14 protein-coding genes are annotated in these 14,849 nt (G+C 59.2%); 6 read left to right on the forward strand and 8 right to left on the reverse strand.

Going from position 1 to position 14,849, the window contains the following annotated elements; all coding sequences use genetic code 11:
• Positions 1-1,229 (forward strand): bifunctional diguanylate cyclase/phosphodiesterase (locus RMO15_RS23700; RefSeq protein WP_309718266.1); only part of this gene is annotated, 1,229 nt, incomplete at its 5' end.
• A 20-nt stretch (positions 1,230-1,249) separates the two neighbouring features.
• The gene (locus RMO15_RS23705; RefSeq protein WP_309718269.1) at positions 1,250-1,855 is read left to right on the forward strand and encodes a L,D-transpeptidase family protein; all 606 of its coding nucleotides are present in this window, start codon (positions 1,250-1,252) and stop codon (positions 1,853-1,855) included.
• A gap of 38 nt (positions 1,856-1,893) precedes the next feature.
• Here the strand turns inward: RMO15_RS23705 and RMO15_RS23710 are convergent, their stop codons facing one another.
• Genes RMO15_RS23710 through RMO15_RS23730 form a run of 5 tightly spaced genes read right to left on the reverse strand, consistent with a single transcriptional unit; the run spans position 1,894 to position 6,203 of the window.
• Positions 1,894-2,808 (reverse strand): diguanylate cyclase, encoded by a 915-nt coding sequence (locus RMO15_RS23710; RefSeq protein ID WP_309718272.1) that lies wholly within the window; start codon positions 2,806-2,808, stop codon positions 1,894-1,896.
• A gap of 30 nt (positions 2,809-2,838) precedes the next feature.
• Complete coding sequence (locus tag RMO15_RS23715) at positions 2,839-3,078, reverse strand: hypothetical protein (RefSeq protein WP_309718276.1); 240 nt, start codon at positions 3,076-3,078, stop codon at positions 2,839-2,841.
• A 9-nt stretch (positions 3,079-3,087) separates the two neighbouring features.
• Positions 3,088-3,783, reverse strand: a complete 696-nt coding sequence (locus tag RMO15_RS23720) for a M15 family metallopeptidase (protein WP_309718279.1) — start codon at positions 3,781-3,783, stop codon at positions 3,088-3,090.
• A 39-nt stretch (positions 3,784-3,822) separates the two neighbouring features.
• Positions 3,823-4,671, reverse strand: coding sequence for a hypothetical protein (locus RMO15_RS23725; RefSeq protein WP_309718282.1), 849 nt, complete (start codon positions 4,669-4,671; stop codon positions 3,823-3,825).
• A gap of 2 nt (positions 4,672-4,673) precedes the next feature.
• Entirely contained in the window at positions 4,674-6,203 is a 1,530-nt protein-coding gene (locus RMO15_RS23730) for a hypothetical protein (RefSeq protein ID WP_309718284.1), read from the reverse strand.
• A 96-nt stretch (positions 6,204-6,299) separates the two neighbouring features.
• Here RMO15_RS23730 and RMO15_RS23735 point away from each other — a divergent pair, with 96 nt between their 5' ends.
• Positions 6,300-9,020, forward strand: coding sequence for an NB-ARC domain-containing protein (locus RMO15_RS23735; protein ID WP_309718287.1), 2,721 nt, complete (start codon positions 6,300-6,302; stop codon positions 9,018-9,020).
• On the opposite strand, the gene RMO15_RS23740 is transcribed toward RMO15_RS23735, so the two are convergent.
• Positions 9,021-9,695, reverse strand: a complete 675-nt coding sequence (locus tag RMO15_RS23740) for a ThuA domain-containing protein (protein WP_309718290.1) — start codon at positions 9,693-9,695, stop codon at positions 9,021-9,023.
• A gap of 312 nt (positions 9,696-10,007) precedes the next feature.
• Here RMO15_RS23740 and RMO15_RS23745 point away from each other — a divergent pair, with 312 nt between their 5' ends.
• Genes RMO15_RS23745 through RMO15_RS23755 form a run of 3 tightly spaced genes read left to right on the forward strand, consistent with a single transcriptional unit; the run spans position 10,008 to position 12,484 of the window.
• Entirely contained in the window at positions 10,008-10,853 is an 846-nt protein-coding gene (locus RMO15_RS23745; protein WP_309718293.1) for a DUF1559 domain-containing protein, read from the forward strand.
• Positions 10,854-10,892: 39 nt separating this feature from the next.
• Complete coding sequence (gene tmk / locus RMO15_RS23750) at positions 10,893-11,501, forward strand: dTMP kinase (RefSeq protein ID WP_309718305.1); 609 nt, start codon at positions 10,893-10,895, stop codon at positions 11,499-11,501.
• The gene (locus RMO15_RS23755; protein WP_309718312.1) at positions 11,498-12,484 is read left to right on the forward strand and encodes an iron ABC transporter permease; all 987 of its coding nucleotides are present in this window, start codon (positions 11,498-11,500) and stop codon (positions 12,482-12,484) included. Before tmk ends, RMO15_RS23755 begins: the two co-directional genes overlap by 4 nt.
• Here the strand turns inward: RMO15_RS23755 and RMO15_RS23760 are convergent.
• Positions 12,423-13,676 (reverse strand): methyltransferase domain-containing protein, encoded by a 1,254-nt coding sequence (locus RMO15_RS23760; protein ID WP_309718315.1) that lies wholly within the window; start codon positions 13,674-13,676, stop codon positions 12,423-12,425. The genes RMO15_RS23755 and RMO15_RS23760 overlap by 62 nt on opposite strands.
• An 8-nt stretch (positions 13,677-13,684) precedes the next feature.
• Positions 13,685-14,849, reverse strand: a 1,165-nt coding sequence (gene argH, locus RMO15_RS23765) for an argininosuccinate lyase (protein ID WP_309718318.1), incomplete at its 5' end; no start/stop codon positions are given.

A 14,849-nucleotide genomic window follows, 5' to 3' on the forward strand; every position in this document is an offset into this window, starting at 1 on the left:
TCAAAGCCATCAACGATACGCTTGGGCATCCCATCGGGGATCTTGTCTTGTTCCATGTGGCAAACCGGCTCCGAAGCGGTGTGGGAATGTGTGGTGATGTCATTCGGCTCGGCGGCGATGAGTTTACGGTCTTACTGCACCCGGATGCCATCGAAGCCGAGGCGCAGCAGCTTGCCGACTCTCTTCTAAAACAGATTCGCCAGCCACTGACCATCGAGGGCCAAACCCTCTATCTCAGCACGAGTATTGGGATTGCAACGACCACGGATCTTGATGCACCGAGCCTTCTGCGAAATGCCGATATTGCCATGTACGCAGCCAAGCATCAGGGGAAAAACCGGATTGCCGCTTTTGACTCGGAGATGGAGAGAGCGGTTCGGAGCCGCTTTGAGCTGGAAGGTGAGCTACGCAAGGCGATAGACAACCAGGAGATCGAGCTTTACTACCAGCCTCTCGTGCGGCTCGACTCGCGAAAGATTGTCGGGCTGGAAGGCTTGGCGCGCTGGAACCATCCTACTCTCGGAACGATCCCCCCCGATCACTTTATTCCTATCGCGGAGGAAACGGGGCTGATTATTCCTTTGGGGCGACAGCTTCTGGAACAAGGCTGCCGCAACCTACAGCGCTGGCGTCGCTTATCCCCTGACCTTGCTCTCGGACTCAATGTCTCCGTCGCTCAGCTCCTTGATGAGACATTTGCTGATACGGTGCTGGAAGTTCTTCAGAAGACGGGTCTCCCTCCTGAAAAGTTAGCCTTCGAGGTCACGGAGAGTATCCTCGCCGAAGGGCAGAAGCTTGTCCTTATACAGCTTCAGTACCTTTACGATATTGGGGTCGCATTAGTTCTGGATGATTTTGGAACAGGCTACTCCTCCCTCGCAGCTCTGAGTGAGCTGCCTCTCCATCTCCTGAAGATAGACCGCTCGTTTTTGCAGAGTGCGACCGACTCCAATCCTTCCCGTGCAAGGCGAAACCATTCCTTGATGTGCGCTATCTCATCCGCGGCATTTGCCCTTGACTTGATGGTAATCGCGGAGGGAGTTGAGACGGAGGAGCAAGCAGTACTTGCTCAAGAGCTAGGCTGCCAGATCGGTCAAGGCTACTACTTCCACCGACCCATGACGGCAGACGCACTGACAAATCTGCTTCGTATCGCCCCTGTTGCTTCCGTTCACGACCTGCGCGAGCAGCTCACCAACAAGCCATTTTCCCTGCGTCTTGCCGCTTAGAGATTGGTATACTGAATGCGATGCAGCGCACTTTAGAAACGGCTCTGGAGAGCTACGGCCCCGCTATGCGTCGGCGATTTGTTCCGGCCTGTAAACGTGCTAAGCTCGCCTTTCCTCCCCAGCACCTGCTGCTACTGGCCTTCAAAGAAGAGAAGAAACTGGAGATCTGGGGCTCCGGCGGCGGCGGTGCCTATAAGTTTCTCGCGGACTACGATGTTCTGGCAGCCAGCGGCAGCGCGGGTGTCAAGCGGCGTGAGGGGGATCGGCAAGTGCCTGAGGGGTTTTACAAGCTCACCGCGCTTAACCCAAACTCCCGGTTTCATCTCTCGTTTCGGGTGGACTATCCCAACAAAGACGATCTCGCGCACGCCGTGGTGCCGCGCCAGAAAATGGGGAGCGATATCTATGTTCATGGCAACCGTGTCTCGATTGGCTGCCTGGCCCTAGGCGACGAAAAAATCGAGGAGCTGTTTCCACTGGTCGCCACAGTTGGGCTTAAAAACAGCAATATCTGGATCGCACCCTGTGATCTGCGGATCAAAAACGCGCCGCCTGCCGATGACCCCTGGGTGACGCAACTTTATCAGCGCCTGACCAAGGCACTTAAACCCTTCGCGAAGCCGTAGGGTGGCGAGCCTAAGCGAGCCGGGAGGTCACTTAAGCGCTAGTGGCGCTGTGAGAGGCGCTCGAAGGCTTTGGGCGCTAGCTGATTGCGGCCAAACGATTTGGCTTGGTAGAGCGCAGTGTCCGCCTCGGAGAGGAGCTGGTCGCCGGACTTGCCATCGCCGGGGCGGAGCGTGGAGGCTCCCATTGAGAGCGTGAGAATCCCTAAGTCGCTGGTCTCGTGGGCAATGGCGGCGCTCTCTAAGTTCTTGCGAATCTGCTCTAGTGTGTCGGTGGCGGGGGGAGGGAGGCTCTCGATAACCAGGCAGAACTCCTCGCCGCCGTAGCGAAACGCCTGGCCGACGCCTTCCACGCCATTTCGGAGAACCTCAGCGACGCGCCAGAGAGCAAGATCGCCCTCTAAGTGCCCGTAGCGGTCGTTGTAGCGCTTGAAAAAGTCAATGTCACAGAGGGCCAGTGTGATTCCCTGGCACGAGGTCTCCACTTGTTCCCGCAAGATCGCAAGGCGCTCGTTGAGGCGTAAGCGGTTCGCGAGGCCGGTGAGCGCATCGGTGCGGGAGGCATCAAAGAGGCGCTTATGGAGAGTCGTCACGCGGTCGGCGGCGATCAGGCGCGCCTGCAAGTGGCGGATGTCCAGCGGCTTCACTAAGTAATCATCCGCCCCCGCTTCCATCCCACGCAGAAAGCAGTCCGGGCCATCGTGGGCGGTGAGCAGGATGATGTAGGGATAGGGGGATGCATCGCTGCGGGTATCGCGCAGGCGGCGGCAGAGCTCTAGGCCGTCAGTGCCGGGCATCTTCCAGTCAGTAACAATGACATCGGCCCCAAGCCGTTGGTAGCTACAGATTGCCTCGTGAGCCGAGGCAACCGTGCGCGTCTCATGGCCGAGCTGCGTGAGCTGTCCCGCCAATACTTTCCGTGCGGTCGCGTCGTCATCTACGATTAATATCTGCAAGTGGCTCCCTGGCCCCGTGCGACGGGGAAATTATAAGTAGGTGATATCGTGGAGGATCTGGTGGCGATCCAAGTAAGCTCGCACGCTCGCCAGTGTCTCTTTATGGTAGTAGAGCCGCAGCTCACAACCACTCGTGAGTGCATCCACTCCCAGGGCAAGATACGGAAGCTTCAGCTCCGTGAGCATCGCCTCCGCGAGCTGGCGTGGCCGCTCTTCGTTTTCGTAGGAGAGAAACACGACGATCTCCTTGAGCCCTTCGATCTCCTCCATAGCTATTTACTACTCCGCTGATCCATAGACTGCAAGATTCGTGCCCTGGCAAGCTGCCCAGCGCCGGGTGCCGAACTCGTAGTGCCACCACTCGTTGGGATAGTTCACAAACCCAGCCCTCGTCATGGCATCGTAGAGCAGACGGCGGTTCGTGGTAAAAGGCTCATGAGGAAAGCGCTCGAACCAGTCGGTCTGCGTGGCGTCAGTCGCCTCGTCAAAATCGGTGCCCATCGGAAGTGGCTCACTCGTGGCCAAGTCAAAGAGCGTGAGATCAACCGCGCCGCCGGTGCGATGTGGCGTAGGCTTCGCAGGGTCGGCGCTGGGCTCGGCGACGAAATCGCGCACTTTCTCGTGAGTCTCAGCGCGGGTTAGGAGCGGGTAGTCGCGGGTGACTTCGGCCCACTGCCAGTCCCAGAGTGCCTGCTGAACCGAGAGTGGCCGAAAGACATCCAGCACAAGCACGCCGAGCGTCTCAGGCAGCAAAGAGAGCGCTTGTTCCAGTCGCTCTGCCGCGCCACTCCGAAGCTGCATTGTCGTGGAGGCACCCGCGAGCGCAAGCTCCGCATAGACGGGCTTGAGGCGAAGCCGAGGCGAGTCTGTCAGCGTGACGAGTGGCTCGCCGCACTCCGCTATAGGAAGCATTCCCCAGTCGGGCGACAGGGGAGAAGCCGGTAGGATAGAAAGCGAAATGGGTAGGTTAGACACAACGGCCTATCCTACCCGCTTGCGTCTAGGAATGGCAAGCTATCTTCGCCGTAGAACGGCTCCTGCGGCTTTCAATAGATTTCCCTGGAGCGTGTAGTCCATGACCATCGTGCCGTTTTTGGTGCTGGAGAGAACCAGCTTTTTCCCGACCACAAAGTACTGACCGTCATCTTCCGTGGAGCTATTTTTTGAGAGCCCTGACCCAAACTCACCGAACTCGCCGCTGGCGCTCACCATGCTCTGGGAGCGGGAAGAAAAGCGCCCGTTGCTCTCAAATACATAGCGAGTAGATGAGGCCACGCTCACCCCGCCAATTCCTGAGGTGCGTGAGCCCTCACTCTTGCCGCCTTCCCAGGTTCCAACCAGTGCGGTGGCGGCGGTTTTACTGGGCGTGAAACTGCTAAAGATCAGGCTGCCCAGCAGGCTCTCCGCGGCGCGGGTTGTCTCGGTGCTCTTCTCTGGGCTTGAAAGAGTGACGAGCCCTGCCCCAAGCTGCTTGCCCGAGAGCGTGCCATAGAGTGTAAATGCAACGGGCATCCCCTGGGCGTTCTGAGCGCGGCCTCGGGCGACATAGGCCTTCTTGCCCTGCACCACTTTCTCCCCTTCCTCACTCACCTCAATATTCTTGCAGTTCAGGTCTTTGAGAGAAGTTGCCAGACATGCGACAAGCGGCTCAAACTTCTCGTAGAGCCCGAGATGGGTGACTAAGAGTGCATCTACCTGTGCCGAGCCTGTGAGAACTAAGACGGTGTTGTTATCCTGGGTTTTTAGCACTTTCCAGCTCTTTGGAGTCGCAAAAGAGACGGGGAAAATTGGGTTCGTGTTTTGAGCATAGCTCAGGGGGGAAAACACTGCGAGTGCCCCCATGGCCAAAAAGAGAGTTTTCATATTTAACCTCGTGCCCCCCAGAGCGAGCGGCGGACAAAACGATACTCAAGCAAGGCAAGACGCATGATGGTGTCTTTTATCTCAGGAAGACGTAGCGTGGTGGCCCGAACGAGTACCTGGAGGGAGTTCCCGGTGCTCTGGAGCTGCTGGAGACCACTAAGAGCAAGCACGCCGCACGTACGGGCAGTCTGGGCGAGAGCGGCTTCTAGTGCCTTGATTGAGTAGCCTGCGAGCTGCTGGAACTGGCTGGCCCAGCTAATCGCCGTGGTGAAGAGATTCTTGAAGAAACCTACGATTCCCTTGATGATCTGGTCAATCAGCCCTCCGATTCCGGGCAGGTTCTTGATCAGATCCGGTGTCTCTAGCGAGAGGCGCAGATCGCCCACCTCGACATGGTCAAAGGCGAGTAGCCCTCCCTCGGGCTTGAGGAACACTTCAACGCTCAGCGCTTCCGTGAGCTTGGGGGAAGCAAAGGTCAGTGCGCCGTTTCCAGGGCCCCACTTAAAGCTACCGCTGGCACTGCCCAGAGTCGCGCCCTTAGCGATTCGGAAGCTCAGCCGGACTTTGCCTCGGTCACGCCCCGTGGTCAGTAAGCGCGTCTCGCCTAGGGTCATGTCAAAGGCACTGGGCTTGAGGCCAAACTGGATATAGGGAATCGCGCCGCCATCGCCCCCCACCCGGATATTGAAGTTCGGCAGGTCTGTTCGCAGGCGTGCGGGCGCTCCGACTTCGGTGAGTGCTCTTGGCAGGGTCATGGTGAGCTTGGCATCGTCGGCGCGTAGCTTCAGGGTCGTGAGGCCCATCCACTCCAGCCAGTTCTGCTCAGGCTGCTGGCGATAGACAATGCTGCGGGTGGCATCAAACTGGCTGATAGGCCGGATGGAAAAGGCATTGGCGGAGGCTTTCTGGGTTCGGATCAGGCGGATGAGCCGCTGGAGAGAGGGCTGAAGGAACCGGTGGCGGGCCAGAAAACCACGAACGGCACTTGGCAGGTTAGGAGCGGCGTCCCAGCGGTCGGCAATAGCCCCAAGGTCGCCTGGGATAAATAAGGTGAGCAGGTGAACCGCAAACGACTCGGACCTTCCGGCTTGCGGCGCGAGGCGCAGGAGCGAGGCGGTCTGAGCGGTGGGGGGATACTTGGTGTTGACCCGATCAATGGCATCTATATAGGCCATCCCGATAATCAGTACGGGGACCATTCCCACCATCAGGCCGATGCCTCCACCAACTGCGGCTCCGAGAACCAGTCCGGGGCCTGTCCAAGCCGTGGCGACCCCACCAATCACAGCGCCCGTCGCGGTTCCCGTTCCCACGGCTCCAGCGGCTCCCAGCATCATGGCGAGAACATAGACATTCAGAGCCTCCATCGCGACCTCGCGTGGGCTCTCGTTACCACTGACCACGAGCTTGTCGGCGGCATCGGTAGCGACTTTAAGCAAGCCCTCGACAAGCTTGGCATAGGCATCGTTGGAGAGATTTGCATCGGCTAAACTAGGCTCATCCTGAATCCAGGGGAGGGCAAGTGTACTCATTAAAGTTCTTCCTTTCAGTGCTAGTATCTCAGCCACCCGTAGACACAGCGTCATCCGTGCGTCATCTAAGCGTTATTTTTGCTATAATTTTCCAAGATGATTCAGATTGGGCTGCTCGGGGGACTTCGGGTTGAGGCGGAAGGCCGCGTCTTTGATAGCTTTCCTCGACGGAAAGTGGCCGCGCTCTTTGCTTTACTGACACTCCGTCCGAGGCAAAAACACTCCCGTGAGGAGCTAGCCGTGCAGCTCTGGCCCGATGCCAACACCGAGACGGGGCGGCGCAACTTGCGGCAGACACTGCTCTATCTGCGGCAGTCTTTTGAACCTTTGGAGCTGATTTGCTCCGACTCCCAGACTCTCTGGCTTTGCGAGGGTATCACGACGGATGTCGCTGCGTTTGAGGCTGCGATACAAATGGGAGATCTTGCACGGGCACGGAGCCTCTGGCGTGGCGAGCTGCTACCGGGGTTTTTCGAAGAAGCAATCCTGACCGAGCGCGAGCGGCTCAAGGCGCTCTTTACAGCGCTCCCCCATGAAGGAATTCCCCCACCGACAATCCCCTCATCGCTCCCGATCTATCTTTCAGAGTTCCATGGTCGTGAGGACGAGATCGAGCGGCTGAGCACTCTGCTGGCGGAGCCAGGGACACGGCTAGTGACTCTTCTGGGGCCAGGGGGGATTGGCAAGACGCGCTTGGCGTCCACGGTGGTCTCGGGAGGCAAGCGAGAAGCGGCCTTTGTGGAGTTGGCCGCGCTTGCACCAGGCTGCGACGAAGCGCTGGTTTTCCAGAAAATTGGTGAGGCACTTGCCTTCTCTGTCGGGGGGCAAGAAAGCTCGGAGGAAAGTCTACTACGTCTACTCGCGAGCCGTCCGTTACTGCTGATCCTGGATAATGCGGAGCACGTTCTGGCACAAACAGCCTCGGTGGCTCTGCGACTCCTGCGTGCCGCTCCTCGCCTCAAGCTGATCGTCACAAGCCGTGAGCCTCTGCGCTTAATGGGGGAGCGCACGCTGGTTCTTGAGCCACTTGCGATTGAGACAGCGATGCGTTTTCTGCAAGTCTCCGCCCGCGCCATTCGCCCTGAGCTGCCTGAGGACCCTGAAGCCCTCACGCAGATCTGTGCCAAGCTTGAGGGTCTGCCGATCGCACTAGAGCTGGCAGCCTCTCAGTGCCGAACCCTCTCGCTTCAAGAGATTGCCCAGGATCTCAGCCAGGGACTCGGGCTCAGTGAGCAGGCGAGCACTTCCCTGCCGCTCCGTCACCGCTCTCTGGAAGCGACACTCGCCTGGAGTGAGGCGCTTCTTACCCCCCCACAGCAGCAGCTACTGCGGCGGCTGTCGGTCTTTTCCGGTGGTGGCACCCGTGAGGCGATCCTGGAGATCTGCGAGGCATCACGTGGTGATCTGGCGGCGCTAGTGGAGAAGTCTTTGTTGCAAGTACGCATCCTGCCCGATGGCACGACGCGCTACCGCTCCTTAGAGCCCATTCGCCAGTGGGCCGAGGAGCGTCTTGCGCAGAGTGATGAGGCAGTGTTGGTTCGCCAGCGTCATGGTCGCTGGTTTCTTGATCTGGCTGAGCGTGCCGCCCCAGAGCTGCGCCGCAGGGAGCAGCACCTCTGGTTTAAGCGCCTGGATGCCGAGCAAGCCAACTTTTTTACTGCCTATACCACTCTTCACTCCCGCCATAAGCTACGGCTTGTTAGTGCACTGGGCAGCTACTGGATTCGGCGGGAGTTTCTTCATGAGGGAGTACGCCTGACCGAGCAGGCCCTTGCCGAGGTCGCTGATACTTCCGAAGCTCATTCTGCAACCCTCCTCACCTTGGGCGTGCTCTTGCTACGAGCAGGGCAGCGGGAGCGTGCGCTGGAGCTTCTTAAGGCCGCTTCACACTCCGATGATCGGAGAGTTGCTATCGAGGCCACGCTCTATCTTAAGGCAGAAGTGACACCCAACTCCTACGAGAGCTACCAGAGCAGTATTGAGCCGATTCTCGAAGAGATCCAGAACGATACCCGCTGGCGCTGGCACTATGGTCAGGCACTGCTTCAAGGGGAGCGCTTTCTTAATCATAACCGTGACCATGAAAAGAAGATTGCGATTCTGGCGCAGGCTATTGCTCTGTTCGAGGAAGAAGGGGATCGTGCAAAAGTCATGGAGGCGCTCTTTGCCTTGGTGGGGATTCATCTGGTCTACCAGCGCTTTGAGATCGCGGCTCCGATCTTGGAGCAGCTCCAAGAGACGGCTGCTCTGCTGGAGAGCACGCACATGGAGGTGCTTGCTCTGAACATGCAGATTCGTGCCCAGCGTGCTCAGCTTGTGCCAGACGTGGCAATCCTCAAAGAGCTCGCCGACCGGCTGGCGTTGCTCGCACCTCGCCTTGGTGCCCCTGGGGATGCCTACAACGCCTGGCACGATCTGATGCAGGCCTGTCGCCATCTCTCGCGCTGGCAGCTGGCTCATAAAGCGATGTTGCAGATGCTTCATTTCCGCAAGGGAACGATCACACGACCCATGATGGGAGTCTATTTCCTGGGAGCGGTGGCTTCTCTGATGGCAGATATCGGACAGGCCGAGCGCTGCGGAAAGCTCTACGGCTACATCTTCACCGTCCGTGAAAGCGTCCAGCTTCCGCCCAATGCCCTAGAGCAGCGGGTCTATGACCGCGATCTGGCTTGTCTCCAGCAAGAGAGCCCCGAGGTTCTGGAAAAGGCTCTTGCACAAGGACGCTCGCTTACTTTTGAGCAAGTCTTCGCCCTTGCGCAAGAGCCCATCGTACTACCCCCTGAGGGAGCCGTGCCACTTCTTCCGCCGATCTAGCTAGAGAGCATCTTCGGCGTGAGCGGCCCAGAGACAGCCCCGAAGGCAGATCTCCAGCACCTCGGGTTGTGCTAGGTCGCTGGCGCGGTGGCCCAGCGCGTTATAAAAGACCCGGCCCTCGCCGTAGTACTTTGTCCAGATTGTCGGCATGTCCACAATCCCATTTTTCACATGCGGCCCATCAGCGACGGGAAAGCGTGTGGTGCCTAGAACGCGAACGGCAGGGTCAACATGCAAGTAGTACTGCTCGGATTTTACGTGAATCGGGGAGGGGATTCCCTGGGTAATGAAGTGATCCGGGTCGCGGATATCTACCGTGTACTCGACACTATCGTTGCCCGGGTGCGAGACCCACTGGCCTCCCGTCATAAACTGGTACTCGTTACTGTTTCGGAAGCTATCGCACATGCCGCCGTGGCAGCCCGCGATCCCGACACCCGACTTCACCGCACTCACCAGAGCTTTCTCTTGCTCACCCATGATCTGCCCCATGGTCCAGACGGGAACGATCAGGCTAAACGTCGAGAGATCGTGGTTGAGATACGCATCGAGCGTGTCTTCGACGATCACTTCGAAGCCCTTACCCCGCAGGACCTCCGCGAATAACGCCCCAACTTCTTTGGGCTGATGCCCCTCCCAGCCGCCCCAGACGACTAGTGCTTTTCGTGTTGCCATGAGCCAAAGAATACCACAGAAGTAGAGGCAAAAAAATACTTTCTGTCGCAAATCTCGTGACGCATATCGCCTCGACGGAAATCGTCGGGTCTTTGGGGCGTTCCGCCGCGCCTTCGGCGGAATTTCTCCTCGCGCACCCACAATCTACCGACGAGGGACGAGGAGGCGGCCAAAGGCCCCAAAGCCGGGAGGTTTACCGTCCACGGCTATCACGGGATTTGCGACAGAAAGAAAAAATAATTGGTACACATTAATAAAACATGAAATTTTGTGTTAGAATCTACACATCTTAGTTTGGAGGTTTTTTTATTTATGAATCGTAGAGTTTTCACGCTCATTGAGCTTTTAGTAGTTATTGCGATTATCGCTATCCTTGCTGCGATCCTCTTCCCTGTCTTTGCCCAAGCCAGGGACAAGGCACGCCAGACATCTTGCCTCTCCAATATGAAGCAGATCGGTCTTGGGATGATGATGTACACCCAGGATTACGATGGGACCTATCCCTACGCTTTTGCCTACACTCCGCCCATCAACGGAGGAACCGAGTTCAATATTCCCTACGATGCGCAGATCATGCCCTACGTGAAAAACGACCGTATCTTCACCTGTCCCAGCGACTCTACAGGGCGTATTACAACCATGCCTTTCTGGGATGCTAGCTACCGAACCAAGCGTATCTTCCGCTCCTATGGCTACATTGGGTGGATGAACACGGTTGAGGGCGCTGCCAAAGGTCAGACACCGGATCAGAACACGGGGATGAGTCCCTGGGCACGCCGAGTGCCCCTCGCAAATGAGGTTCCTACCTCCGAAGCGAGTTTGGATGCTCCCGCAGATACGCTCTCTCTCGTGGAGAACTGGTCACCCAACGGTGCCTACTCGGACAGTGTGGTTGGGGCTTGGTGGGGGTCGTTCTTCACCAACTGTAATTACTCCAAGCTTCCTGGACGCACTTGGCGGGGTACTGCTCCGGTGGACCAAGCCCCTCCCGGCTGCGCCACAGAGTTCAACAACTGGAAGCCCATGCCGGGCCATGCCAACCTAGGGAACTATGTCTTTGCAGATGGCCATGTCAAGGTCTTACCTTGGGCCAGAGTGCGTGCCAACGACTTCTATTTGTTCAAGCGTACCAAGCCGACCCAGATCTACACACCTTAGTCAGGCTATTGGAGGGTACAATCCCGCCGTGGAAGACACGTGCGGGATTTTTTTACGTTTGAAGGCCCTGATGGGGCAGGCAAGACGACGCAGATTGGGCGGCTTGAAGGGGCACTCGCCGAGCGCGGCTATGAGACGCTTCGTACCCGTGAGCCCGGTGGTGACTTTGTGGGTGAGCAAGTACGCCAGCTTCTTTTGGATCGCAGCGCGATGACCCGCGAGGCGGAGTTTTTGCTCTTTGCCGCCAGCCGTGCCCAGAACGTGGCGCAGGTGGTGCGGCCTGCGCTAGAGTCCGGCAAGATCGTGCTCTGTGATCGCTTTACTGACTCGTCACTGGCTTACCAGGGCTTTGCACGCGGCCTCCCGCTAGACTTCATCCGTGCCGCCAATGCTTTCGCTACCCAGGGACTTGTGCCCCATAAAACGTTCCTGCTCGATGTCCCGGTCTCCGTTGGCAAGGCGCGGCGCTCCACGGGGGAGACCAATCGCCTGGACCGTGAGGCAGAAGCATTTCACCAGCGGGTGCGCGAGGGCTATCTCGCCGTTGCCGCCGAGGAGCCGGAACGCTTTGTCATTTTGGATGGCACGCAGTCTGAGGACGCAGTTTTTGCCCAGCTCTGGGCGGCGGTGCAGGCGCTCTTGCCGTGAGACGCCTGCCGTTCTGGCCGGTGCTGCTCGGGGCGGTTTTGCTGTGCTTGGGGAGTATTCTCTTTGCGGCGCTCATTGGCGAGCGCACGCTCAGCGTCTCTGTGGCGTGGCAGGAGCTGCTCCATCCTCGTCATGGCCCCATTGTCTGGGGTGTTCGCCTGCCACGCATCATCGCGGCGGCGTTTGTGGGCGCAGCACTAGCTGTCTCAGGAGTCGGTTTGCAGGGGCTCACGGGCAATCCTCTGGCCGACCCCTATCTTGTGGGAGTCGCCTCGGGGGCCTCGGTGGGAGTGGGGCTTGGCGTGCTCCTTGGCATTGCGGACACCCCCGGTCAGCCGCTTCTCTCGCTCCTAGCCCTCACCTGTGCCCTACTTGCGACATTTCTGGTTTTCGCACTTGCCCGCTCCGGGCGGCAGCTCTCGCTCTCCGGGTTTCTGCTGGCGGGAATCGTCGTCGGGGCCTTTCTTGCTGCCTTTGTCAACTTGCTCCTCACCCTTGCTCGGCAAGACCAGAGCCGGATCTTGCAGAAGCTCATGGGCTATCTCGACGATGCAGGCTGGCAACAGATCTCCATTCTCGCCCCGGTCACTGTTATCGGGGCGATTGTCTTATCGCGTTGCGGCAAGGGGCTGGACGCGATGGCGTTTGGTGAGGCGACGGCCCGCTCGGTGGGAGTAGATGTGGAGCGCTTCAAGCTCGGGTTGCTGGCGCTCATTGCCCTGCTCACGGCCTGCGCGGTTGCCGTCTCGGGGGTGATTGGCTTTGTGGGGTTGGTCGTGCCGCACTTGGCCCGTGCGCTTCTTGGCCCGCCCCACAAGCCGCTTATCCCCATCGCCGCGCTGCTTGGCGCGGCGCTTCTCGTCCTCGCCGATCAGCTCTCCCGGAGTGTCCTCCCCGGAGTTCTCTTGCCTATCGGGGTGATCACGGCGATTTTGGGCGCACCGTTTTTTGCTTTTTTGCTCCGCCGCCAGCTCGCGGATTGACCCGCTTAATCACATAGAGCTTGGGGTGCATGCCGCCAACCGCGAGAGGAATGACACGCTCAATCTGCCACTGCTGGCTGAGATTTTCTTCAAAAAGCCGGATTTCCTGTGTGAGAAAGACGGCAGTGCCATTGGGGCGCAGGAGACGTGCGGCCTCGGTGAGGAGCGCGGGGTAGAGCTTGACATTGTCCTTGTGCGAGCCGATGCGCTGACCAAACGGAAGATCCGCCACAACCGCGTCCGCCCAGCCGTCTTCCAGGGGAACCGCAGTCGCGTCCCAGTCTGCCAGCTCGATCCCATTGGCGGAAGCGGCTTCCCGTGCGGCCTTGCTGGTGTCGCAGCCGAGGGCACTTTTTTGCTCCCGCTCGACCAGAATCGTCCCCGAGCCCGCGCAGAGATTGATCACACGCTCCGCATTGCCGAGCAGCTTTGCCATCGCGTAGCCCACACAGGCATTGACTGCACCGGGGTAGTTGGCCTTACGCCAGGAACGCGTCGAGAGAGGGCGCGGCGAGAGGCTCACCATGCTCTCCCAGACCGTCATGTACTCATCCACTTCAGGCGGATCGTCGCGCGAGCGCCGACGAGGCGGCTTCTCGACTTTTTTCTGCATGGGTAGGAGTCGCACGAGAAGTGTCTGCGTCTCCTCGCCGGTAACATCCACTTCAAGATTCAGCGCCTTGGCGAGTTCACTGGCAATTCGCGACATCGCCGACGAGTCCCGGCCCGCTGCTGCGAGGCGAATAGAGGTGAAGCTGCCCTCGGGATGGAGTGCAATCGCGGCTCGGCAGTCGGCAAGAATCGCGGAAAAATACTGGTGCCCCAGAAGCCCTGTAGGACGCGGGATGGCATGAACTCGTCTCCGAAACACCGCCACCACAGAGCGCAGAGCCAGCAGGCGCTCCGGCTTGCCCGTAAATGTCATGTGGAGCAGACCCGGCACGTTGCGGTCTTTTTTCGGCGGCGTGGTAAAGCGCTCCTTCACTTCAATGGTCGCGATTGCCTCTAGTCCGGGAATGGTCTCCAGAACATAGTCAAACGCGGGAGCTGTGGGCTTCTTCTCTGCCTCGGGTTGCGGCTTTGGTACGGGGCGGATCTTGCCACCCTTTAACGGTCTTCCTGGTTTCGCAGCAGGCTTCGGGGTGGCACGGGCTGCCCCTCGTTTTCCCGGTTTACTTGGTTCTGATCGCATGATAAATCCTAGGGTTGCTCCAGGCTCGCATGGGCTAGCTGGAGCTGTGCTTCGACGGCCACGCGGGCCGTGCCGCCTTGGCTGGTGCGGGCGTTGGCGGAGGCTTCGGGGGTGATAGCGTCCAAAGCGACTGCCGTGAAGCGCGGGTCATAGCTCTGGAGCGCCTCTAGCGTGAGGTCTTCCAGACCGATTTTCTCCGCGATGCAGCCACGGACAATCCGCCCGACAATCTCGTGGGCTTCTCTAAACGGGACGCCATCGGCGGCCAGCGCATCGGCGAGGTCGGTGGCGGTGGAGAAGTCGCCGCGCATGGCGGCCTTCATCCGCTCGGGCTTGAAGGCGGCGGTCTCTAGCATGCGGTGCATGAGGCTGACACAGAGCGTGACGGTATCCGCGGCGTCGAAGAGTGGCTCTTTGTCCTCCTGCATGTCCTTGTTGTAGGTCAGTACGAGGCCCTTCATGAGTGTCAGAAGCGTCGTCAAGTCGCCATAGACACGCCCGGTCTTGCCCCGGATCAGCTCCGCGACATCGGGGTTTTTCTTCTGGGGCATGATGCTACTGCCCGTGGTCACCGAGTCGGCGAGCTCCACAAAACCAAACTCGGGTGCGCTCCAGAGCACCAGCTCCTCGGCAAGGCGCGATAAGTGAAGCTGGAGCAGGCTGGCATCGGCGCAGAACTCGACCGCAAAGTCTCGGTCGGCCACGGCGTCCAGCGAGTTGGGACAGACCCCGTCAAAGCCTATCTCTTTGGCCACAAACTCCCGGTCAATCGGAAACGGCGTCCCCGCAAGCGCTCCCGCTCCGAGCGGCAGAAAGTTCAGGCGCTTGCGACAGTCGGAGAGGCGCTCGTCGTCGCGGCTGAGCATCCAGAAATAGGCTAATAAGTGGTGCGAGAGCAGAACCGGCTGTGCGTGCTGGTGGTGCGTGCGGCCAGGAAGCACCGTCCCCAGGTTCGCCTCCGCCAGCGCGACAAGCTGCACGCGGAGCTTGGTCAGCTCCCCACGTAGCTCATCTAAAGCCGTGCGCAGCCAGAGGCGCACATCGGTAGCGATCTGATCATTGCGGGAGCGCGCCGTGTGGAGCTTGCCCGCGACATCTTTGCCCAGGCGCTCAAAGAGCATAGTCTCGATGGCAGAGTGAATGTCCTCAGCCTCGGGCGGCAGGCTCGCCGCG

This window comes from Armatimonas sp. (assembly GCF_031410135.1).
GTDB lineage: Bacteria > Armatimonadota > Armatimonadia > Armatimonadales > Armatimonadaceae > Armatimonas.